Consider the following 24043-nt stretch of genomic DNA (forward strand, 5'->3'; position numbering starts at 1 on the left):
TTTTATGCCTTATATTGAATGCCGAACATTAAAGCGCAACTGCCCTTCCAGCTCTTCTTCCGCTTCATCGAACAGTAAAATCAGCGCACCATATCGTCTGCGTAGCTTGTCCGGCAAATGAACAAATTCAATCTCCAGCGGCAACGGTAAGACTTCCCCGATAACCACCTCCCACAAAGAATCTAAATCAACCACCTTTTCCCTGGCGAGACCGAACGTGCGCGTAAACTCGCGATAGAAATCACCCTGGTCTTCTATCTCGTCAAAATCAAATGTATAGATGTTCATCTATAGCCACCATCCCGACGCCAGTCACTGTCACTCTACGAACCAATAATATGCAGAGACTTCCTGCATTTTCAGGTAAGTATAGCCATAAAAAAACCGACGTTTTTATCGTCGGTTTCTCACATTCAATTGCTGGTCAGCGCATGTTGATACTTATGTAGCATCCCACTGAGTCGTTTTACCGGCTCGGTAACCTGCGGTGGTGCTTGCCAGATGATTAATTTCTCCTGGTAGATCTCAAGCTCTTCCAGCAACTGACTAAAGTAACGTCGCCGCTTGTCGTCGTTTCCTGCAGAAATCACGTGATCGGCAGTGCGGCGAAGCTGGCGATGGAATGCGGAGAGATCCTCGTTTACCGGTACCGGCGCATCGCGCAGGCGCTGATGCGCGATGATCATGGTCAGCGCCAGGCGAAACTTCGCCAGGTCGCCGGGAAATTTGTTCATTAGCAAAAACAGCTGCTGATAAAGCGCCGGAAGATGGTTTTCTTTTCGACGAACCACGTTGGTGGTCATCGCAGAAACCGCCGCCGAGACAAACTGGTTGAGCAACACGCGGCCCGTTCTGTCACGAGAGTTATCACGCACCAACATAATGACGATAAATGCCAGTACACAGCCAACAATCTGCCCCAGCGCACTGTCAAGAAACTGGCTAAAGTGGAACGTCATCGGGTTATCCAGCACGATGATATTAATCGTGCTGGCCAGCGCCCCCATCGATCCCAATCGCCTTTTCTGTACCTCGATCCCCAGAAAGAAACCCAGCACCGCCAGGCTCAGACACAGCAACAACATACTTTGCTGGGTATTAGGGATAATCACCAGGAAATAGAGTGCCCCGAGCGGTAACGCCGCCAATGTGCCGTATATAAAGTCTATCGCCACCATACGCGGGTTAGGCAAACGCATTGCCAGAGAGGTAACAACCGCAATCATCACCATTGCACCGCTGCCGGATGTCCAACCGGTCCACAGCCAGAATAAGGTTCCCAGCACACATGAAAGTGTGGTGCGCCAGAAATTAACCATCGCATGGTGGCGCTCGGCAGATTCCACTTTTACCACCGGTTCACCTTGCAGGATCTCTTCTTCGATAGCGCTAATTTTGGTGTTGCTGACAACTCCACGTTTAAGTAACAAATAGCGTGTTGCCGCCCCAGCCCAGGTGTAAATTGTGACAGGTGTGTCACGTTCTCCGGTCCAGGCAATCACCCTACGCATCCGCTTCAACTGTTTATGGACATCCTGTACCGTTTCAACCGGCGTATCGAACAACTCACGGAAGGTATCGGTGATCAATTCTGGTCGGGTGTTCTGAATTAGATAGGTTTCGCAGGACTGCGTGATGAGCGTGAGCGACAACGTATTCAATGCCTTGAGTCTGCGGTTAGCCCGCACCCAGCGCGAGGACTCCATATTCAGGTTACTACGCATCCCTTCCAGCGCCGCCGTTCGCCTGACTAAATCTCCCCAGGCCTTGTCCACTTCCTCACTGTCGCCATGCTTAATGCACAGCTGCATAAGCTGATATTGCGCTACCAGCAGGCTATCCAGTTCGACATCAATTTCCTGTTTCACCGAACGGGGCGAAAAGAGCAGGTCAGCAACAATGGCACAGACAATGCCCATCACAATTTCACTACAGCGTTCGAGCGCAAATTGCGGCGTCAGCAGCGGTTCAGCCTGAATAGTAATGACGATGATCAGCGCCGTATAGCCTGAAAGCCCCCAGGCATAGGAGTTTTCGATCTTTACTAACGATGAGATCCAGGTACAAAAACCGGCCCAGACACAACATACCAGGATCATCAATAGCGGGGCGCGGATCATGCTGATGATAATGATCAGTGCGGCAATACAGCCGATAAATGTCCCGACAATACGCAGCATGCCGCGATAGCGGATAGCACCTGAATAAGGTTCTCCACCAGCGGCAAAGGCCGGACCTGCCGCCACAATGGCCGCGGTCAGCACCGCCCAGCGCGGGGTCTCAAGCTGGAAATGAAAGCCAACGAACAGCGCCAGTACAATCGCGCAGGCCAGTTTTACCGCAAAGCGGATATGCTGATTGGCAATGGAGAAAATACCCATCGCGATTAACCAAATTCGCGCAGGCGGTGCGCCATTTTACGGAAGAAAGATTCCTGACTGGCATCGCGATCCTGCTTGCCGGTAATGACGACGGTCGCGGTCGTCCCGGCAGGCCACAAGGTTCCCTGCTGCTCATCAAGGCGAATTCGCACCGGCACACGCTGCGCCAGACGTACCCATTCAAGATTGGAATCAATGGTCGCCATACCCTTGGCGTCCCGCGTGCTGCTGGCATTCGTTACGCCAGCCGCCACACTATCAACAGTCCCCTTCAGCACATTATTACTGCCAAGCGGGGTGATTTCAGCGCGATACCCAGGACGAACGCCTTCCAGTTTGGTTTCTTCCATATACGCCAGCACATAGAAAGAATGCTGTTTGACTAACGCCACCGCCGTGGACCCGCGCGTAATAAATTCGCCGCTATAGACGTTCAGGTTAGTCACCCAGCCATCTGCTGGCGCGCGGATAACGGTACGCTCCAGATCTAATTTCGCCAGGTCGCGGGTCGCTTGTGCCTTCGCAAGCTGGTGTAATACGGTTTGCAGGACGTTGTTTGACTGATCGATCTCTTCACGAGACATGGCCTGCACGCCAAGTCGGTTACGACGACCGGCCTCCTGGCGTTTTTCCTGCGCCAGAACTTGATAATAAGCGACATCAGCTTCAGCCTGTTCAAGGGCTTTCTTATAGCGTGGCTGATCGATGGTGAACAGGATCTGATCCTTTTTCACCAGTTGGTTATCATGGATGTTAACGTTGGTAATAAGGCCCGCAACATCCGGCGCAATGGCGACAACATCGGCGCTGAAACGGGCATCACGCGTCCACGGCGACTCGGTGTAGAACACCCATGCGCGGAAAATGGCGATGAAGGCCAGAATGACCAGTATCACGGTAATGGCCGTGCGGGAGAGTTTTCTTGTTAGTGTTTTCACTTCAACCTCAAACGAACAGGCGCGTTGTTAAGTAGAACAGACAGCAATACAGCGCGGTGTTAAACAGAGCCGGATGCCAGACAAAATCATAGATACCAGTCGGAACCAGCACCCGACGCACCAGCCAGAAAATCGCCAGTGACAAAAGTAATTCGAAAAAAATCGGTGGGAAGGACAAACCAAACACCACGATAACGGGAAACAGACTCATGTTGACCTTGGTAACGTAAGAGAGTGCAGATGATAGTTTTTCTAGCGTATGTCACCGCAGAGAAGGGCGAGGATGAGCCAGGCGAGAGCGACATAGCCGTTATTTGAATAATAATATATTAACGTAACTGTTATGCTGTTATCTATATTATGTGATCTAAATCACTTTTAAGTCAGAGTGAACAATGGAACGATTAAAACGTATGTCGGTGTTCGCCAAAGTTGTCGAACTGGGCTCCTTCACCGCCGCCGCAAGACAGCTACAAATGAGCGTTTCATCAATAAGCCAGACGGTCTCCAAACTGGAAGATGAGTTACAGGTCAAGCTGCTAAACCGCAGTACGCGCAGCATTGGGCTAACTGAAGCCGGTAAAATTTATTATCAGGGCTGCCGCCGGATGCTGCACGAAGCACAGGATGTTCACGAGCAACTTTATGCCTTTAACAACACGCCTATCGGTACCCTGCGCATTGGCTGCTCTTCAACTATGGCACAAAATGTCCTCGCCGGGTTGACCGCCACGATGCTGAAAGAGTATCCGGGATTGACGGTAAATCTGGTAACCGGCATTCCGGCCCCGGATTTAATCGCGGATGGTCTGGACGTAGTTATCCGCGTCGGCGCGTTGCAGGACTCCAGCCTGTTTTCACGCCGTTTGGGAGCTATGCCGATGGTGGTCTGCGCCGCGAAAAGCTATCTCGCGCAGTTTGGCACCCCGGAGAAACCCGCCGATCTCAGCAACCACTCGTGGCTGGAATACAGCGTGCGCCCGGATAATGAATTCGAGCTTATCGCTCCGGAGGGCATCTCCACCCGCCTGATCCCAGAGGGGCGCTTCGTGACTAACGATCCGATGACGCTGGTACGCTGGCTGGCCGCAGGCACGGGCATTGCCTATGTACCGCTGATGTGGGTGATCAATGAGATCAATCGTGGCGAAGTGGAGATCCTGCTTCCCCGCTACCAGTCGGATCCGCGTCCGGTCTACGCGCTGTATACCGAAAAAGACAAATTGCCACTCAAGGTGCAGGTAGTGATTAACTATCTGACAGACTATTTTGTCGATGTGGCGAAGCTATTCCAGGGAATGTACGGTCGGGGAAAAGAGAAATAAAAAAAGTGTAGGCCGGATAAGGCATTGACGCCGCATCCGGAAAGGTGCCCGATCGCACTGGTGCTTATCGGGCATACATCATGATGTTATGCGGTGCCACCCACGGTCAGGTTATCCACCTTCAGCGTGGGCTGGCCCACGCCCACCGGCAGGCTCTGCCCTTCTTTACCGCACACGCCAACCCCGTTATCCAGTTTCAGGTCGTTACCCACCATCGAAATCTGCTGCATCGCTTCGATACCGGAGCCAATTAACGTTGCGCCTTTCACCGGTTTGGTCACTTTACCGTTCTCAATCAGATACGCTTCGGACGTCGAGAATACAAATTTCCCGGAGGTGATATCCACCTGGCCGCCGCCGAAGTTAGGTGCATAAATACCGTATTCAACGGATTCGATGATTTCCTGCGGCGTGGATTTCCCCGGCAGCATATAGGTGTTAGTCATACGCGGCATCGGCAGGTGCGCGTAAGATTCACGGCGACCGTTACCCGTTGGCGCGACTCCCATCAGGCGCGCATTGAGTTTGTCCTGCATATAGCCTTTCAGAATGCCATTTTCGATCAGCACGTTGTACTGACCCGGCGTACCTTCGTCATCGATAGCCACGGAACCACGACGGTCCGCCATTGTGCCGTCATCCACCACGGTACACAATTCTGACGCCACCAGTTCACCCATGTGACCGCTGAATACCGACGTGCCACGGCGGTTAAAGTCACCTTCCAGACCATGACCGACCGCTTCATGCAGCAGAACGCCAGGCCAGCCAGCGCCGAGCACCACCGGCAACGTACCGGCAGGCGCGGCCACTGCAGAGAGGTTAACCAACGCCATGCGTACGGCCTCTTTCGCCCATGCGTCAGCACGGACTTCGCCATCGAGATTGGCAAGGAAATAGTCATAGCCAAAACGCCCGCCGCCACCGCTGGCGCCGCGTTCACGCTTGCCATCCTCTTCAACCTGTACGCTTACCGACAAACGCACCAACGGACGGACGTCAGCGGCCAGCGTACCGTCGGTCGCCGCCACCAGAATCAGTTCATAAACACCGGTCAGACTGGCGGTCACTTCCTGAACGCGCTTGTCTGCGGCACGCGCCACGTTGTCTACGCGGCGCAGAATATCCAGCTTCTCTTCACGGCTCATGCTCTGCAGGGGATCAACTGAGGTATAAAGCGCCTGGTGCTCCACCGCCCCCAGCGTTTTTACTTTGCCATCACCGTTGTCACGCACGATGGTACGAGCGGCATGAGCACTTTGTTCCAGCGCCAGCAGGCTAATCTGGTCTGCATAGGCAAACCCTGTTTTTTCGCCGCTGATGGCTCGCACGCCAACGCCCTGATCGATATTGTAAGAACCATCTTTAATGATGCGGTCTTCTAAAACCCAGGATTCGTGATAGCTCGACTGAAAATAGAGATCGCCGTAATCAAGGCGGCGTTCGGCCAGTTGGCCCAGGATGGCAAACAGATCCTGATGTTTCAGGCCATTCGCCGCTAGCAATTGTTCACTTACCAGGTTCAGACTCATCGTTTTGCTACTCATTAGTTACTGCGGTAGAAGATCTATGTAGTGAGATTGGGGCAATTACTCGCCCCCGTCAAATCATTGCTGGCTTTCTTTGCGCGGCTGACGCAGAACTTCGTTGATCTGTGGCTTATCGATCGGACCAGTGATGCGATAGCGCAGAATCGACACTTTGCTCCACAGCGGTCCCAATACCTTACTGGCAGCAAACACCGCCGCACCAACAATCGGGTTGACGGCAAACGCAGCGGCAACCCCTACGGTGGCAGAAATCTCTGGCGCGACCACCGCTTCCATATTCAACTCCCGGCGTACTAGGTTCACCGAGCCTTTCATCGCAATATCGGCTTCCAGACCGTCCACCAGCGTATCATCAGTATGCATCACGCCATCTTTGATCCACGCCGTGCTGCGAATCGAGTCGAAATAGAAGCCTTCGCTGAAGGTATCGCTGAAATCAAAGCGCAGTTTACGCAGCAACGCATCAAAGCTTAACAGGCGTAACAGTTGTCCCGCATGACCGGTACTGAGTTCTGTAAGCTCACCTTTGCCCAGGCGGGTACGCAAAATGCCATTCAGCGAAGCTAAATCTGGATCCCACGGCGGGTTACGCCAGTGCAGATCGTACTCAACGTTGAACGAAGAGTTGCGAATCGGGGTCGATACGCCAAAGAAGTTGGCCGCGGAGTCAATTTTATTGCCACTCAGTTTACCCTTCAGCGACGTCCGCTCCTTGCCCGGCGCATTCACCCACACGCCGTCGGTGGTCAGTCTGGCAAAACCGGTATCCAACAGGCCGTTACTCAAGGTGAGCGTGTCGCCTTTAATCGCGACATCGGCGTCAATGCGACCGTATTTCTGTCCCCACATCCAGCACTCGGCACAGCGTAGTTGAAGATCCGGCCAGCCACGGAAGCTGACGTTGTCGATGGTGGAAAACGGCGAAGCGGGCGTACTATTCGGTGACGGTTTTGCCGCACTTGGGTTGTAATAAAGATACTTAATATTGGCCAGCCACGGCGCGTTATTGCGCATCGCCAGCGTGGCGTTAATTTCGCGGCCCTGCGCCTGCACGGTGGAGCCATTGATTGACGGCTCAGACACAATACTTAAATTATTCCACTGCTGGCCACCCAGGGATAACGCTGGCGTACGTACCGTGATGCGCTGAGGGAAGTTGGCGTTGGTCCCAACGTTATCCGCAGCACCTTTCTGGAACAAAGCCAGCCATTGCGCCCCATCCATAGGGGGAAGATTAAGCTCAATGCCTTGTTGATCGGGTAACGCGGGCACGGTACGGCTTTCCGACGTCCAGATTGCGCGGTCAAGCGTCAGTTTCTGATTCAGCAACCAGCGGCTGTTAAAGTGATTCTTACTGCCCGCGTTGCCGGTCAGATCAAAACTGCGCAGATTGCCGTTGGCCTTAACGTTAACCGGCAACGCCTCACCGGCAGCCTTATTCAGGGGAGAAGGTAAGTGACTACTTACATTCTTCAGGTCGCCTTTTATCTCTATGTCGTAAGTCGGCCCCGCATGATACGGGAGATCGATACCTACCTTGCCATTCCACGCCATGCTGCCGCTTAACGCATCGTTGACCTGCGCCGGTAAAATCCCCATACGGGTTGGCTGCCAGTCACCTTGCAGATTCACGGCTACCTGATAGGCTTTCGCCCCTTCGGTCGTGGAAAAGTCGACGTTCAGCGGCTGATTAAACCAGTTCGCCGTCATCGGCTCGCTCTTTAAATCGCCATTGATAAAGCTGAATTTACCGTTCAAATTCTTCAGCGTGCTGTCGAGCGGTTTAATAAACAGGCTGTTATTACGAAGGTTGACATCACCTTTCGCGGTAACCAGCGAGCCGTCTAGCGGAATATCCAGATGTAAGCGAGCATTCACATCGCCGTCAATCTGCAACTGCTCTAGCGTGGCGCCGAGGGAATCCTTCAGCGGCGTCTCATCAAAATAAGGTCCGACCGCCTTGCCTGGTCCGTTAATATCGGCATCAATCAGCAGTTTTTCTTTGGCATAGTCGGGGATATTGGCCGTCAGATTACTGGCCTTCACGCCGCCCAGATTAACGCTATCCGTCTTCATCCACAGACCGTCGTTAATGAAATTCAGTTCAATATTGAGGTCAGTAAGCGCAGGCCAGTCGGGCTGGAAAGCAAATTTCGCGTTGCGTAGCGGCACCAGGACCTGAAATTGCCCCTCATTATGCAGATACGGGAACAGATGCGGGTTACCGCCATACACCAGCGTGGCGTTATCCGCTTCGCCGCCCTGAATAGCGCCACTGAGGTAGTCAACCAGGTCTTTGCCCATCAGATTTTCCGGGAAGTAGCGCCAGGCTTGGGAGCCGTCGTCGGTGCTGATGCCAGCCAGAATACCTAACCACGGTTCATCTCCAGTGGGTTGCAGATAGCGAAAACCACCGCGCGCACGTACCGCTTTCGCTTTCACATCAATGTTGCGCCCGTCTAACTGAAAGCCTTTCTCATTCTTCAGCCAGCTTAGCGTCGCCACGCCGTTCTCTATTTCCAGCGGTGCGCGGAAAACGGTTTCGTACGGCATTTTAGCTTGCTTCATCGAAGCGGTGAGTGCACCATTTTCAACGCTGCCCGCAAGCGTACCGGAGAAATGCTCAGCCCCTGGTAGCAGCTTCCACTGTTTCCAGGCCAGATTGCTCCACGAGGACTGGAAGCGAGTTTTTTCTGTCGCCTGCAGTGGGATATCCAACGCCAGCACATCTATCTTTCCGCTCGGCTGCGTGGCCCGCCAGATATCACCCAGTGCAGGCGATATCCTGGCCGCCATCGGGCGCAGCCCCTCCAACCCAGCCAATTCCAGGTTACTGGCACGAATGCGTAACTCATCACTGCGTTTATGATTCTCACCACCGACTTCCTGCTCAGGGACCCAGGCCAGCGTTAATGCCCCGCTCGGCCAGGGTTTATCGTCCATGGTGATACGGGTGTCAGGGATCGAGAATTGCCAGCCCGGTCCTTCATGGGTAATGTGCGCCGTCAGGTTATCGACAGAGAGCGTGTGAGTATGCTCATCACCCAGCCAACTTGCCCCGCCTTTTTTCAGCCAGACATCACCGCCGGAAACGACCCCTTTGCTAATCGTCATCCAGGCTTCCAGGCTGAAACGCGCAGTTTGCAGCGCAACATTATCCTGCATCCATTTACTCAGCCACGGTTTGACGTCGATGTCATCGGCTTGCAGCCAGACCCGACCGTTATTCAACAGCCCGTCATCGTCGCGCAAATCCATACGCACCTGCATAACACCGTGCTGCCCGGTCAGACTGGAGAGACTGACCAGGCCCTCTGCACGATGGCGGTTTTTACCGTTCAGCCAGGTAAGCTGTGGGATCGCCAGTTCTGCACGCTGGCCAGAGAGGGTTAAGAAACTAATCTGGCTGTCGCGCAGATCGAAATGATCAAACTGACGCAGAAAGAGATCGCTGAGGTGGCCGGCTTCAATTCCGTCACCGCTTTCACTGTGCTGGATGGGGGTATTGATGCGCAGTTGCAATTGCCAAAAGGTGAGGTCGCGGAACTGCCAGCGCATGTGCAGTAAGCTTTGCCAGACATCCAGCGCTAACGTGACGCGCTTTACCGAAAATTCGCCACCGTCTTTTAGCTGCGCATGGATATCGCGCGCTTCAAGCGTAGGACCGAAATTTTGCCAACTTGCGGAAAGCTCACTGGCGGAAACCGGCAGACCGGTGGCGGATTCAATCTTGCCAAGGATGACAGGCCGCCAACTGTCAAGATGAGGTAGCGCCAGGCGCAGCCCACTGACCAGCAGCGCTGCGATGACAACGAATGCGGCTCCAGTGAGCAGTAATATCCCCGGCAATCGCCTCACGCGCCTCTCCTTGTCTACCAAAAAATGTGACTCACAAAACCGTGTTGCCGGATGGCGGCGTGAACGCCTGCTCCGGCCTGCGAGGTATCGCCATCAGGCGTTTACCAGGCCAGATTACATCATGACGACGTCGAACTGCTCCTGGTTATACAGCGGTTCAATTTGAACCTTGACCTGCTTGCCGACAAAGATTTCAACTTCCGCCAACGCATGAGACTCCTCCCCCTTCAGGGCTTCAGCCACCGCCGGAGAGGCATATACCAGGAAACGATCGGATTCATATGCATGGTGAACGCGCACAATTTCACGCATGATTTCATAGCACACGGTTTCCACCGTTTTCACCGTGCCGCGCCCATGGCAGGTCGGACACTCGTTGCACAACACATGTTCCACGCTTTCGCGCGTGCGTTTGCGCGTCATCTCTACCAGACCCAGCTGTGAAAAACCGTTGATGCTGGTTTTTACGCGATCCTTGCTCAGAGCCTGCTCCAGAGAGTGCAGCACCCGGCGACGGTGGTCTTCATTATTCATGTCGATAAAATCGATAATAATAATGCCGCCGAGGTTACGCAGACGCAGCTGACGGGCAATAGCCTGCGTTGCTTCAATATTAGTATTAAAGATAGTGTCGTCGAGATTACGATGCCCAACAAACGCGCCAGTATTAATATCGACGGTGGTCATCGCTTCAGTCTGGTCGATAACCAGATAACCACCTGACTTGAGTTCAACTTTACGCTCCAGCGCACGTTGGATTTCATTCTCAACGTCAAACAGATCAAAGATAGGCTGGCGACCGCTGTAATGCTCAAGCTTACTGGTCATTTCAGGCATATATTCAGCCGTGAATTCCATTAACGCTTCGTACGTCAGGCGGGAGTCGACGCGGATCCGATCAAGCTGGGCGTCAGCAAAATCGCGCAACACGCGCTGCGCGAGCGCCAGCTCACCGTACATTTGATAGCGCGTTTGCGGGCGTTTCTTACGTTCCATGACTTTCGTCCAGACACGCTTCAGGTAGGCCGCATCCGAAGCCAGATCTTCTTCGCAGACGCCTTCTGCCGCCGTACGAATAATGAATCCGCCCTGCTCATCGCAGTAATCCGCCACCACTTTTTTCAGGCGTTCGCGTTCAATTTCGCTTTCGATACGTTGGGAAACGCCAACGTGCGACGCCCCCGGCATAAAGACGAGATAACGGGAAGGCAGCGTGATATCCGTGGTAAGACGGGCGCCTTTAGTACCCAACGGATCTTTTACTACCTGCACCATCAGGTCCTGACCCTGGCGCACCAGTTCAGAGATGTCGCGCACGGTGAACTGTTTTTGTTCTTCACCCGCCACGCATTCGGTGTGCGGCATGATGTCCGAAGCGTGAAGAAATGCGGCTTTATCAAGCCCAATATCTACAAAAGCCGCCTGCATACCCGGAAGTACACGACTTACACGACCTTTGTAGATATTGCCTACGATTCCGCGTCGCGCCTCACGTTCAATATGAATTTCCTGCAGAATACCACCATCAATGTAAGCCACCCGTGTTTCCGATGGCGTTACGTTTACCAACAATTCAGCCGTCATGTTTATCCCTTTTATCACGCAGTGCGTTAAAATTGGTCAGCAACTCATACGTTTCTACCAGCGGTAAGCCGACTACGGCGTGATAGCTGCCATTGATCTTCCTGACAAAACAGCCACCCAACCCTTGAATACCGTATGCACCTGCTTTATCCATTGGTTCACCGCTGGCAACATAACCCGCGATGTCCTCATCGGTTAGTGCTCTGAACGTCACTTCCGTCATCACCAGACAGTCCAGACTGTGCTGGCGATCGGCCAATGCTACGGCGGTCATGACCTGATGCGTTTTGCCCGACAGTTTACGCAGCATTGCAGCGGCATGGTCGGCGTCATGTGGTTTTTCCAGCACCTCGCCATTAAGGATAACAATGGTATCCGCCCCCAATACCGGCAAATCGCGCGCGGCCAGCGCCACGCCAGCCTGCGCTTTTTCGCGCGCCAGACGCGAAACATACTGCTGCGCACTTTCCTGCGGGTGGCGCTGTTCTTCAATTCCAGGAACCAGCCGTTCAAACGTAACACCAAGCTGAGCAAGCAACTCCTGGCGACGTGGAGAACCTGAAGCAAGATACAGAGTATTCATATCAACCTTTATTGCACCGCAAACTGCTGACGGACCTTACGCATCAGTAAGAATAGCCATGGCCAAAGCACACCATTCACTACACTACTCCAGAACACTTCGGGTCTGAAAGAGACATTGATCACTAAAAACTCGGCCCAGAAAACAATAATATCCACGACCAGTGATAACAACATGACTACCAGCGCCTGTTGCCAGAGTGCGAGGTTGCGGAATAGCTGGAATTTCAGCGCGACCAGATAAGCAATGATACTCATCGACAGTGCACGCACGCCAAGGGTGGAACCGCTGATGAGATCCAGTATGGCACCCATCACAAATCCTGTGCCTACATTTACGCGATGCGGCAGCGCAAGGATCCAGTACAACAAGATAAGCAGCACCCAGTTCGGCCGGAAAACCAGAATGTCGTCCGGCCAGGGCATGACTTGCAGCAACAGTGCAATAAGGAACGAGAGCCAAATCACCCAACGTCCCTGGCTACGATAGCTTGCCACTTACTGTCCTCCCGGCTTACGCGGAGCAGGCTGTGGCGATGTGGTATCCGCAGGCGCAGGAGTCACGCCTGTTGCAGGAGCTGGCATGGGCGCAGGCGGTCCCATTGCTTCAGGTGCAGGCAGAACTTGCGGCATCATTTGCATCAGACGTTCATTGGCAACACGGTGCACTTCTTCTGGCGTCATCGGATTTGCGCCATTGCGATCGGCACCCCACAACAGCAGCAGATAGCGCAGACGCTGCAGACCGGCGGTCGGGCGCGCCTGAATCACGGTATATGCGCGCTGCGTGTCCAGCTTAACCGATGAAACGACACCGACCGGATAACCTTCAGGGAAACGTCCGCCCAGGCCCGAGGTAACCAGCACATCGCCAACGCGAATGTCGGTATTGGCCGGCAGATGTTCGAGCTGAAGATCGTCGGTGCAGCCGTTACCCGCAGCGATCACGCGAATATCATTACGCAGGACCTGGATCGGTAGTGCATGCGTCGCGTCGCAAATCAGCAGCACGCGGCTGGTCAGTTTAGCCACAGCAACGACCTGACCCACAACGCCTTTGTCGCTAATAACCGGCTGACCTTCATAGACGCCGTTAACGCTCCCTTTGTCGATCACGACCTGATCGCTGTAAGGGTCATTAACCGTTGAGATGACCTGCGTCACCATCTTTTGTTCGTCCTGACGTAGCGGCGATCCCAGCAGCTCGCGCAATCGCGCGTTCTCCTGTTTATATTGCCCCAACATCAGCAGCTCGCTGTTTTTCAGCAGCAGTTCCTGACGCAACGCCCGGTTTTCAAGTTCGAGTTGATCGCGCGAAGCCAGCGTTTGTGAAACGCCGTCGAGTAATTCACGGGGAGCATTTGAGATAAAGTAGAAAGGACTGACGGCGGTATCCATGTACGTTCGGATTTGACTAAACGTACCCAGGCGGCTGTCGGCAATAATAACGCCGAGCGCCACCAGCACCGCCAGAATAAGGCGAATCTGTAGCGACGGGCCACGGCTAAAAATTGGCTTCATAGTCTATGCGTATTCTCGTATCAGAGCGGAAGGGCAACCCGCGGGCTACCCAGCCTGCATCCGATTACTCTTCGCTGAACAGGTCGCCGCCGTGCATATCGATCATTTCCAGCGCCTTGCCACCACCGCGCGCCACGCAGGTCAGCGGATCTTCAGCAACAACAACTGGAATACCGGTTTCTTCCATTAACAGACGGTCAAGGTTACGCAGCAGCGCGCCACCACCGGTCAGCACCATGCCGCGTTCAGAGATATCAGACGCCAGCTCTGGCGGGCACTGTTCCAGTGCAACCATTACCGCGCTTACGATACCGGTCAGAGGTTCCTGCAGGGCTTCCAAAATCTCGTTGGAGTTCAGGGTAAAGCCGCGTGGAACACCTTCTGCCAGGTTACGACCGCGAACTTCGATCTCGCGGACTTCGTCGCCCGGATAGGCGGAACCGATTTCGTGTTTAATACGTTCTGCGGTGGCTTCACCGATCAAAGAACCGTAGTTACGACGAACATAATTAATGATGGCTTCATCAAAGCGGTCACCACCAATACGAACAGAAGAGGAGTAAACCACGCCGTTCAGGGAGATAACGGCAACTTCAGTCGTACCACCACCGATATCCACAACCATAGAACCGGTTGCTTCAGAAACTGGCAGACCGGCACCGATCGCAGCCGCCATCGGCTCTTCGATCAGAAAGACTTCACGGGCACCAGCGCCCTGTGCGGATTCACGGATCGCACGGCGTTCAACCTGCGTTGCTCCAACCGGTACACACACCAGTACGCGCGGGCTTGGGCGCATGAAGCTATTGCTGTGCACTTGTTTGATAAAGTGCTGGAGCATTTTTTCAGTCACGAAGAAGTCAGCGATAACGCCGTCTTTCATTGGGCGAATTGCAGCAATATTGCCCGGCGTACGACCCAGCATCTGCTTCGCATCATGACCTACTGCAGCCACGCTTTTCGGCGAACCGGCACGATCCTGACGAATGGCCACAACAGAAGGCTCATTCAATACGATGCCTTGTCCTTTTACATAAATAAGGGTATTCGCGGTACCCAGGTCAATGGACAGGTCATTGGAAAACATGCCACGAAATTTTTTCAACATACTAAGGGATAATCCTGAAAGCTGGGGCGGAAAACAAAATCCGCTTACTTTACCAACCACACGCAGCAGCGACAAGGCGCAAAAATCATCTGCTACGGTGAAAATTAGTGCAGTTCGTTTCCTTTGTTACAAAACCGGCCTGAGTCCATCAGGGCTGAATAAATCAGCAGCACTCCTCGCTTTTGTTTGCAACCTGTCAAAGGTCATTCACCTGCATGTTTGCTGTTACAACCTGGCGAGCAGACAAGCACACCCCCAGAAGGCACAGCGCGCGTTATTCTACGTGAAAACAAATTAAACGGCAGGTTAAACCGAGTATCTTTGCGAATATTTTTTCACGTTAGTGTCAAGTGGCTGTGATGCGGCAAAAAAATCCCCTTGCCCACCAGCAACTCCGCGTTCCGTCAGCGTGTGCCACTCACTACGCGAACGAACGCCCGTGGCGTAAACCTGCGTTGGTGTTCCTGAACAGGCCTCTACCAGGCTTTGAACCAGCAGCTGGTTTTCCGTTCGTTTATCAATATTCCTCACCAGGCTTGGATGTAGCTTCAATAACTCAACGTTAAGCTCCTTGATCCAACTGGTACTCACCAGCGTTAGGCCCGCCTGCGTCACAGCGATTCGCACACCCAGCGCCCCCATCAATCTGATGACGGGTTGTAACCGGCTGATATGTTGACAGACATCTGCCTCCGCAAGTTCAATAATTATGCGTTTGCGTAATGATTTTTCGCACTGCATCAGCGTATCACGTAGCCAGCGCTGAAAACGCGGGCGAATGAGTGATTCAACCGTTGTCTGCATCGCCAGACTTTCCTGCGGCCAGTACCCCAACAGCAGGATCAAACGGCTGATTTGCAGACGGTCATACTCTTCAGCCAGGCCAAACTGCAGCACCATCGGCATATATTCCGCCGAAATAACCTCTTCGCTGCCATCAAAAATACGGCACATCAGCTCCCGATGATGTACTCGTCCTTCACGCGTTACCGCAGGCTTTTGATAAATTCTCGGCCCGCCCCGACTGAGCATCTGTTCGATTAGCGTTCGCCAGCGTACGTTGCCCCGACCTTTTTCCGGCAGTGAATCATCATAGACCGACCAGCTGTTCCCACCCTGTAATACCGAATTCCGCGTGGCGGCTTCGGCATGATCCATCACTTGTTCTGTCGACTGCCCGCTGCGACAAACACTAATGCCGATATGAATCATATCGGCACGATCGATCATTTTATTAGCCGGAAGCGCGTCCACCGCTTTTAATAATTGCCCCGCGATGCTTTCCGCCTCTTTCAACGTGCGGTGCGGCAGCAGGATGGCAAAATCGCTACGGTGGTAGCGCGCCAGCAACGCGCCTGGATAGCGCGTCATAAAAGTCGACAATAAATTGATGAGCATTGAAATTTGTTCTTCCGCGAGGGTAATTCCCCAGCTATCGCGCAGCAGCGTAAAGTCTGGAAGGCGCACCATCATCACGACGCCATGCGATCCCACTTTTTCCTGATCTTCCAGTAGCGTTGCCAGTTGGTTATCAAAAAACAAGCGGTTACTTAGCCCGGTTTTTGTATCCTGCGCCACATAGGAACGAATCAGTGTATCGAGGCGACTGCGTTGTTCGCGAGCATTTTGAATCTCGGCCAGGAGCATATCGAGCGCGCTACTGGTACGTGCTGGCCATTCATAGACCGTTCCCCGCACGTTCGGTCCACGTTCACCATTCAGAATGCGCGTTGAACGAATCTCCAGCAGCTCTTGCCCTGAAAGCTGACGCTGAAGCCAGCGCACCGACAAAAAGAGCATAAGTATAATGAAAGCAATCGCCAGCGTGAGCGGTGCGGTGGTCAGCAGCGAATGGAAATAGTTACCCATCGGATCCTGATAAACCAGACGCAGCGACATACCCGGGTTCTTGATCAACGGGACGGTGATATCGCGATAGAGATTATTTGTCCCCGCCGGGCGATAGCTGCTGGTGCGGGAGTGCTCATACACCACGTGCTCGCCCTGCATCAGTTGTATACGCACGATATCAACCGAAACCATCAGTTCATCGATTTGCGGGGTTAACGCAACGACATCGCGGGAGACAAGTTGAGTATCAATCGCCGTCGCCACCCCCTGAACACGGGTGGTGAACTTATATTGAACTGCGTTGTAGAAACTCAGCGAGCAGCCGATGAGAGTTACGAAAATCGTTAACCCAGTAAGCAGCGTGACAAAAGCTGAAAATTTCGTCGTTAATCGCATCCTTGTGTTAACTCCGACAGTTATGAAACAGGCATGAAAGTGATAAAGCGACGCGCAAATGCAAAGCTGAACGCAAAATCCGTCCATTTATACAAACAGTGTGGGCATACTACCAAATCAGGTATATCTGGCAATTTATTGCGCAGAATCGGCATCATGTTTTGATTAGCGAGTATAGTCTTCATAATTAATTTTCCAATCCACCAGACGAATTGAGGACAGGTTATGCAGGCTTTGATCTTAGAACAGCAGGACGGAAAAACCCTCGCATCCGTTCAACCCCTCGACGAAAATCAGCTACCGGAAGGCGATGTGACGGTGGATATCCACTGGTCAAGCCTGAACTACAAAGACGCCCTGGCTATCACTGGCAAGGGTAAAATCATTCGTAATTTTCCGATGATTCCTGGTATCGATTTCGCCGGTACCGTTCGCGCAAGCGAAGATCCCCGTTTTCATGCAGGTCAGGAAGTTTTGCTGACCGGCTGGGGCGTGGGTGAAAATCATTGGGGTGGACTGGCAGAACGCGCACGCGTGAAAGGCGACTGGCTGGTTGCGCTGCCAAAAGGGCTGGACGGACGTAAAGCCATGGTCATCGGTACCGCCGGTTTTACCGCCATGCTGTGCGTCATGGCGCTGGAAGATGCCGGCATCCGCCCGCAAGACGGTGAGATTGTTGTCACCGGCGCAAGTGGCGGCGTGGGCAGCACGGCCATTGCGTTACTGCATAAGCTGGGTTATCAGGTTGCGGCGGTTTCGGGTCGCGAAAGCACCCACGACTACCTGAAAAGCCTGGGCGCTAGCCGTATTCTTGGTCGCGATGAGTTTGCAGAATCACGCCCGCTGGAAAAACAACTGTGGGCTGGTGCAGTTGATACGGTTGGTGACAAAGTCCTGGCGAAAGTACTGGCACAGATGAACTACGGCGGCTGCGTTGCCGCCTGTGGCCTGGCAGGCGGTTTTACTCTGCCGACTACGGTGATGCCGTTCATTCTGCGTAACGTTCGTTTGCAAGGGGTAGACTCAGTGATGACTCCTCCGGAACGGCGTGCACAAGCCTGGGCGCGACTGGTGAAGGATTTGCCGGAATCGTTCTATGCTCAGGCCGCCACGGAAATTACGCTGGCAGATGCACCGAAGTTCGCCGATGCCATCATCAATAACCAGGTGCAAGGCCGTACGCTGGTGAAAGTGAAGTAATAGACAGTGGCGCAGAAATTTACACTTAATTAACCAAATTTCACGGCATATCTTCAGACTCCCTGCCATATTAACTACGCGTCCCCTGTCAGTTATGACGCGTAAGCCGGGAGTCTGTTATGAAGAAATTACGTCCATTTACAGAAGCCGACGTCACTGACGAGTCGGCTTTTTTTATGCAGCGCCGCCAGGTTCTGAAAGCATTAGGGATCAGCGCTGCCGCGTTGTCTTTGCCCCTCTCTGCGCAGGCCGATCTTCTTAGCTGGTTTAAGGGCAACGATCGCCCTCCAGCACCCGCAGGTAAGCCGCTTGATTACAGTAAGCCCGCCGTCTGGCAAAATTCGCTTCCTTTAACGCCTGCGGATAAGGTTTCTGGCTACAACAACTTCTACGAGTTCGGTCTCGATAAGGCGGATCCGGCAGCCAATGCAGGCAGCCTGAAAACCGATCCGTGGACGTTGCAAATCAGTGGCGAGGTGGCAAAACCACTCACCCTCGATCACGATGCACTAACCGCCCGTTTCCCGCTGGAAGAACGGATTTATCGGATGCGCTGCGTGGAAGCCTGGTCAATGGTCGTGCCGTGGATTGGGTTTCCGTTACATAAACTGCTGGCACAGGTTGAACCGACCGGCAACGCAAAGTATGTTGCGTTCGAAACGCGCTACGCGCCGGATGAAATGCCAGGACAAAAGGATCGCTTTATTGGCGGCGGGCTGAAGTATCCCTATGTTGAAGGGCTGCGTCTGGATGAAGCGATGCATCCACTCACACTGCTCACCGTAGGGGTTTATGGTAAGGCCCTTCCCCCACAAAATGGCGCGCCCATCCGCCTGATTGTGCCGTGGAAATACGGATTTAAAGGCATTAAGTCGATCGTGAGTATTAAACTCACCCGCGAACGTCCCCCGACCACCTGGAACCTGGCTGCCCCCAACGAATACGGGTTTTATGCCAACGTTAATCCGCATGTCGATCATCCCCGCTGGTCCCAGGCCACAGAGCGTTTTATTGGCGCAGGCGGTATTCTGGACGTTCAGCGCCAGCCCACGCTGCTGTTTAACGGTTACGCCGACGAAGTCGCTTCGCTGTATCGAGGACTTAATCTGCAGGAGAATTTTTAAGTGCGCCTGACTGCAAAGCACATTACCGGGCTGAAAGTTTGCCTGCATCTTGCAGGCTTTTTACCGTTTGTCTGGCTATTTTGGGCGGTAAACCACGGTGGACTGAGCGCCGACCCGGTCAAAGATATCCAGCACTTTACCGGTAGGACAGCTCTGAAATTCTTGTTGGCGACCTTGCTGGTCTCTCCACTCGCGCGCTACGCTAAACAGCCATTATTGATACGCACGCGTCGCCTGTTAGGGCTATGGTGTTTCGCCTGGGCGACATTGCATTTAACCAGCTATGCGCTCCTGGAGTTGGGTATTAATAATCTGACGTTGTTAGGGCGGGAGTTAATCACGCGACCTTACTTGATGCTGGGCATTGTCAGTTGGGTGATCTTATTCACCCTCACCTTAACGTCCACGCAGGCGGCACAGCGAAAGCTGGGGAAAAAATGGCAGTATCTGCACAACTTCGTCTATCTTGTGGCGATTCTGGCACCCATACATTATCTGTGGTCGGTAAAAATTATCTCCCCTCAACCGATTATTTATGCCGCACTCGCGGCGGTGCTGTTAGCCTGCCGCTACAAGAAGTTTCGCCAGTGGTGGCGGTAGTTTCACGATATGTGCAGTACGTTGCAAAATGCGGACGATCCGATTTTCTTTACATGTTAACGGTTGATTATCTTCCCTGATAAGACCAGTATTTAGCTGCCAATTGCTACGAAATAGTTATAATGTGCGACTTTGCTATCCCCGGTAGCGTTTTTACGGCGTGGAAAGGGTGACATTCGCATATTGAAGGTATATTTTGTCTTTTACCCGAAAATGGCAGAAGATAGCCGCACAATGACTAACAAGTCTGGCAATCTCATATAATGGCCGCAGCACCCAGTGCAACGCCTGAGATGCGTGGCATCTTGTCACTCACTGTTATAAAAATGCTATACAGACGGCGGTAAAACGCTTGTCACAATCTCACTAAACAAAGAGTACGGAACCCACTCATGGATATTCGTAAGATTAAAAAACTGATCGAGCTGGTTGAAGAATCAGGCATCTCCGAACTGGAAATTTCTGAAGGCGAAGAGTCTGTACGCATCAGCCGTGCAGCGCCAGCTGCAAGTTTTCCAATGATGCAACAAGCTTATGCTGCACCAGTGATGCAGCAGCCAGCTCTGTCTAACGCTGTCGCACAAACTGCCTCTCCAAGTATGGAAGCTCCGGCAGCAGCGGAAATCAGTGGTCACATCGTACGCTCCCCAATGGTTGGTACGTTCTACCGCACCCCGAGCCCGGATGCTAAAGCGTTCATCGAGATCGGCCAGAAAGTGAATGCGGGCGATACCCTGTGCATCGTTGAAGCCATGAAAATGATGAACCAGATCGAAGCCGACAAATCCGGCGTAGTTAAAGCGATTCTGGTAGAAAGCGGTCAACCGGTAGAATTTGACGAGCCGCTGGTCGTCATCGAATAACGAGGCGAACATGTTGGATAAAATTGTTATCGCCAACCGCGGCGAGATTGCCTTGCGTATTCTTCGTGCCTGTAAAGAACTGGGCATCAAGACTGTCGCGGTGCATTCAAGCGCGGATCGCGATTTAAAACACGTATTGCTGGCGGATGAGACGGTCTGTATTGGCCCGGCTGCGTCCGTAAAAAGCTATCTGAACATTCCGGCTATCATTAGCGCTGCTGAAATCACTGGCGCGGTGGCAATTCACCCGGGTTATGGCTTCCTCTCTGAGAACGCTAACTTTGCTGAGCAGGTAGAACGTTCCGGCTTTATCTTCATCGGTCCGAAAGCCGACACAATCCGCCTGATGGGCGACAAAGTGTCTGCGATCACCGCCATGAAGAAAGCTGGCGTACCGACAGTACCAGGCTCTGATGGCCCGCTGGGCGATGACATGGACGCTAACCGCGCTCATGCTAAACGCATCGGTTATCCGGTTATCATCAAAGCCTCCGGCGGCGGCGGCGGTCGCGGTATGCGCGTCGTACGTAGCGATGCCGAACTGGCACAATCCATCTCCATGACCAAAGCGGAAGCGAAAGCGGCTTTCAACAACGATATGGTTTACATGGAGAAGTACCTGGAAAACCCACGCCATATCGAAATCCAGGTGCTGGCAGACGGTCAGGGTAACGCGATTTATCTGGCTGAGCGTGACTGTTCCATGCAGCGTCGTCACCAGAAAGTCGTCGAAGAAGCACCAGCACCGGGCATTACCCCGGAACTGCGTCGCTACATCGGTGAGCGTTGCGCCAAAGCGTGTGTTGATATCGGCTATCGTGGCGCGGGTACTTTCGAGTTTCTGTTCGAAAACGGTGAGTTCTACTTCATTGAGATGAACACCCGTATTCAGGTTGAACACCCGGTTACCGAAATGATCACCGGCGTTGACCTGATCAAAGAGCAGCTGCGTATCGCTGCGGGACAACCGCTGTCCATCAAGCAGGATGAAGTTGTGGTTAAAGGCCATGCGGTTGAATGCCGTATCAACGCCGAAGACCCGAACACCTTCCTGCCAAGCCCGGGTAAAATCACGCGTTTCCACGCGCCGGGCGGATTTGGTGTGCGCTGGGAGTCTCATATTTACGCAGGCTACACAGTACCTCCGTACTATGACTCAATGATCGGGAAGCTCATTTGCTACGGTGAAAACCGCGACGTAGCAATCGCCCGTATGAAAAACGCATTGCAGGAACTGATCATCGACGGTATCAAAACCAACGTTGATCTGCAGATCCGCATCATGAATGACGAGCACTTCCAGCATGGTGGAACGAATATCCACTATCTGGAGAAAAAACTCGGACTCCAGGAAAAGTAAGCATGCGTTAACCGAAAAGGCCGGAAATTCCGGCCTTTTGTTTTTCTCCCCTCCCGTACGCGCCATAAGGTACAATCCCCGCTTTCTTTATCTACAAGGGACAAAAAATGGACGCTCGTTTTGTTCAGGCCCATAAAGAGGCGCGCTGGGCGCTGTGGCTGACCCTTTTATATCTTGCCACATGGTTAGTGGCCGCTTACTTACCAGATTCCACGCTCGGCTTTACCGGCTTACCGCACTGGTTCGAAATGGCCTGCCTGCTAACGCCGCTGGTTTTCATCGTACTGTGCTGGGCGATGGTGAAGTTTATCTATCGCGACATTCCGTTGGAGGATGACGATGCAGCTTGAAGTTATTTTGCCGCTGGTCGCCTATCTGTTGGTGGTCTTCGGTCTCTCTGTTTACGCCATGCGTAAGAGAGCGACCGGTACTTTCCTGAACGAATATTTCCTCGGCAGCCGCTCGATGGGTGGGGTCGTGTTAGCCATGACGCTAACGGCAACCTACATTAGCGCCAGTTCGTTTATTGGCGGCCCTGGCGCGGCTTACAAATACGGATTGGGATGGGTGCTGTTGGCAATGATCCAGTTGCCTGCCGTGTGGCTCTCTTTGGGGATTCTCGGGAAGAAATTCGCCATTCTGGCGCGCCGCTATAATGCCGTTACCCTTAACGACATGCTGTTTGCCCGCTACCAGAGTCGTCTACTGGTGTGGCTGGCAAGCCTGAGCCTGCTGGTCGCGTTTGTTGGAGCAATGACCGTACAGTTTATTGGCGGCGCACGATTGCTGGAAACCGCAGCGGGCATTCCTTACGAAACCGGTCTGCTGATCTTTGGCGTCAGTATCGCATTGTATACTGCGTTCGGCGGATTTCGTGCCAGCGTACTGAACGATACCATGCAAGGCATGGTAATGCTGATTGGTACTATCGTGCTGCTGATCGGCGTCGTTCATGCCGCCGGTGGCCTTAGCAATGCAGTGGTAACCCTACAGACCATCGACCCGAAACTGGTCTCACCGCAGGGTGCGGATGACATTCTGTCACCCACGTTTATGACCTCATTTTGGGTATTGGTGTGTTTTGGCGTAATTGGCCTGCCACATACGGCAGTACGCTGTATCTCCTATAAAGACAGCAAAGCAGTCCACCGCGGAATTATCATCGGCACCATCGTAGTGGCGATCCTGATGTTTGGTATGCATCTGGCAGGTGCATTAGGACGGGCGGTAATCCCTGATCTGACGGTACCGGATCTGGTTATCCCGACCCTGATGGTAAAAGTGTTGCCACCGGTAGCTGCCGGGATCTTCCTTGCGGCTCCCATGGCCGCGATCATGTCGACGATCAATGCCCAATTGCTGCAAAGTTCCGCTACGATCATTAAGGATCTGTACCTGAACCTTCGTCCGGAACAGCTTAAAAATGAAACCCGGCTGAAGCGCATGTCGGCCGTGATTACCCTGCTGCTCGGCGCGTTACTGCTGCTGGCTGCCTGGAAACCGCCAGAGATGATTATCTGGCTTAACCTGCTGGCGTTTGGCGGGTTGGAAGCCGTCTTCCTGTGGCCGCTGGTGCTGGGCCTGTACTGGGAACGAGCAAATGCTGCTGGCGCATTGAGTGCGATGATTGTCGGCGGCGTGCTTTATGCCGTACTCGCGACCTTTAACGTTCAGTACCTGGGCTTTCATCCGATTGTGCCTTCGTTACTGATAAGCTTGCTGGCTTTCCTGATCGGTAACCGTTTCGGTTCCACCGTCCCGCAAGCTGCCATATTGACTACTGATAAATAAAGAGTTTTGCC

21 protein-coding genes are annotated in these 24043 nt (G+C 53.2%); 9 read left to right on the top strand and 12 right to left on the bottom strand.

Annotated elements, in window-relative coordinates:
• Positions 1-9: 9 nt before the first annotated feature.
• The 4 genes from On2M_RS21715 to aaeX all read right to left on the bottom strand — a co-directional run bounded on the left by On2M_RS21715 (position 10) and on the right by aaeX (position 3530).
• Positions 10-288, bottom strand: coding sequence for a hypothetical protein (locus On2M_RS21715; protein WP_151217886.1), 279 nt, complete (start codon positions 286-288; stop codon positions 10-12).
• A 125-nt stretch (positions 289-413) separates the two neighbouring features.
• Entirely contained in the window at positions 414-2381 is a 1968-nt protein-coding gene (gene aaeB / locus On2M_RS21720) for a p-hydroxybenzoic acid efflux pump subunit AaeB (protein WP_151217887.1), read from the bottom strand.
• A 5-nt stretch (positions 2382-2386) separates the two neighbouring features.
• Complete coding sequence (gene aaeA, locus On2M_RS21725; RefSeq protein WP_003025174.1) at positions 2387-3319, bottom strand: p-hydroxybenzoic acid efflux pump subunit AaeA; 933 nt, start codon at positions 3317-3319, stop codon at positions 2387-2389.
• A gap of 7 nt (positions 3320-3326) precedes the next feature.
• A complete protein-coding gene (gene aaeX / locus On2M_RS21730) occupies positions 3327-3530 on the bottom strand; it encodes a p-hydroxybenzoic acid efflux pump operon protein AaeX (RefSeq protein WP_151217888.1) in 204 nt (67 codons plus the stop codon).
• A gap of 184 nt (positions 3531-3714) precedes the next feature.
• On the opposite strand from aaeX, the gene aaeR reads away from it, so the two are divergent.
• Positions 3715-4644 (top strand): HTH-type transcriptional activator AaeR, encoded by a 930-nt coding sequence (aaeR, locus tag On2M_RS21735; protein WP_210905444.1) that lies wholly within the window; start codon positions 3715-3717, stop codon positions 4642-4644.
• Between the two features lie 86 nt (positions 4645-4730).
• On the opposite strand, the gene tldD is transcribed toward aaeR, so the two are convergent.
• The 7 genes from tldD to mreB form a co-directional block, all read right to left on the bottom strand.
• Positions 4731-6176, bottom strand: a complete 1446-nt coding sequence (tldD, locus tag On2M_RS21740; protein ID WP_151217912.1) for a metalloprotease TldD — start codon at positions 6174-6176, stop codon at positions 4731-4733.
• A 75-nt stretch (positions 6177-6251) separates the two neighbouring features.
• Complete coding sequence (gene yhdP / locus On2M_RS21745; RefSeq protein WP_151217890.1) at positions 6252-10052, bottom strand: AsmA2 domain-containing protein YhdP; 3801 nt, start codon at positions 10050-10052, stop codon at positions 6252-6254.
• A gap of 114 nt (positions 10053-10166) precedes the next feature.
• A complete protein-coding gene (rng, locus tag On2M_RS21750; RefSeq protein WP_187253338.1) occupies positions 10167-11636 on the bottom strand; it encodes a ribonuclease G in 1470 nt (489 codons plus the stop codon).
• Positions 11626-12219, bottom strand: coding sequence for a nucleoside triphosphate pyrophosphatase (locus On2M_RS21755; RefSeq protein WP_151217891.1), 594 nt, complete (start codon positions 12217-12219; stop codon positions 11626-11628). The genes rng and On2M_RS21755 overlap by 11 nt, the downstream gene beginning before the upstream one ends.
• An 8-nt stretch (positions 12220-12227) precedes the next feature.
• Positions 12228-12716 (bottom strand): rod shape-determining protein MreD, encoded by a 489-nt coding sequence (mreD, locus tag On2M_RS21760; protein ID WP_151217892.1) that lies wholly within the window; start codon positions 12714-12716, stop codon positions 12228-12230.
• Positions 12717-13739, bottom strand: coding sequence for a rod shape-determining protein MreC (gene mreC / locus On2M_RS21765; protein WP_151217893.1), 1023 nt, complete (start codon positions 13737-13739; stop codon positions 12717-12719).
• A gap of 64 nt (positions 13740-13803) precedes the next feature.
• Positions 13804-14847, bottom strand: a complete 1044-nt coding sequence (gene mreB / locus On2M_RS21770) for a rod shape-determining protein MreB (RefSeq protein WP_000913396.1) — start codon at positions 14845-14847, stop codon at positions 13804-13806.
• On the opposite strand from mreB, the gene On2M_RS21775 reads away from it, so the two are divergent.
• A complete protein-coding gene (locus On2M_RS21775; RefSeq protein ID WP_153752135.1) occupies positions 14825-15145 on the top strand; it encodes a hypothetical protein in 321 nt (106 codons plus the stop codon). The genes mreB and On2M_RS21775 overlap by 23 nt on opposite strands.
• Positions 15146-15153: 8 nt before the next feature.
• Here the strand turns inward: On2M_RS21775 and csrD are convergent, their stop codons facing one another.
• Positions 15154-17094: an RNase E specificity factor CsrD gene (gene csrD, locus On2M_RS21780; RefSeq protein ID WP_210905445.1), complete on the bottom strand. Its 1941-nt coding sequence runs from the start codon at positions 17092-17094 to the stop codon at positions 15154-15156.
• A 225-nt stretch (positions 17095-17319) separates the two neighbouring features.
• On the opposite strand from csrD, the gene On2M_RS21785 reads away from it, so the two are divergent.
• The 7 genes from On2M_RS21785 (at position 17320) to panF (ending at position 24032) form a co-directional block, all read left to right on the top strand.
• Positions 17320-18294, top strand: a complete 975-nt coding sequence (locus On2M_RS21785; protein WP_151217894.1) for an MDR family oxidoreductase — start codon at positions 17320-17322, stop codon at positions 18292-18294.
• A 119-nt stretch (positions 18295-18413) separates the two neighbouring features.
• On the top strand, positions 18414-19418 hold the full coding sequence (gene msrP / locus On2M_RS21790) for a protein-methionine-sulfoxide reductase catalytic subunit MsrP (RefSeq protein WP_210905446.1): 1005 nt from the start codon (positions 18414-18416) through the stop codon (positions 19416-19418).
• Positions 19419-20018: a protein-methionine-sulfoxide reductase heme-binding subunit MsrQ gene (gene msrQ / locus On2M_RS21795; RefSeq protein WP_151224439.1), complete on the top strand. Its 600-nt coding sequence runs from the start codon at positions 19419-19421 to the stop codon at positions 20016-20018.
• Positions 20019-20410: 392 nt separating this feature from the next.
• A complete protein-coding gene (gene accB / locus On2M_RS21800) occupies positions 20411-20881 on the top strand; it encodes an acetyl-CoA carboxylase biotin carboxyl carrier protein (protein WP_003025210.1) in 471 nt (156 codons plus the stop codon).
• Between the two features lie 10 nt (positions 20882-20891).
• Positions 20892-22241 carry an acetyl-CoA carboxylase biotin carboxylase subunit gene (gene accC, locus On2M_RS21805; protein WP_003025213.1) on the top strand — a complete coding sequence of 450 codons (1350 nt, stop codon included), beginning with the start codon at positions 20892-20894 and terminating at the stop codon, positions 22239-22241.
• Between the two features lie 107 nt (positions 22242-22348).
• Entirely contained in the window at positions 22349-22591 is a 243-nt protein-coding gene (locus On2M_RS21810; protein ID WP_016154721.1) for a YhdT family protein, read from the top strand.
• Positions 22581-24032 (top strand): sodium/pantothenate symporter, encoded by a 1452-nt coding sequence (gene panF, locus On2M_RS21815; protein ID WP_151217897.1) that lies wholly within the window; start codon positions 22581-22583, stop codon positions 24030-24032. The genes On2M_RS21810 and panF overlap by 11 nt, the downstream gene beginning before the upstream one ends.
• Positions 24033-24043 lie beyond the last annotated feature (11 nt).

This window comes from Citrobacter sp. On2M, from assembly GCF_018035235.1.
Classification (GTDB): Bacteria; Pseudomonadota; Gammaproteobacteria; order Enterobacterales; family Enterobacteriaceae; genus Citrobacter; species Citrobacter meridianamericanus.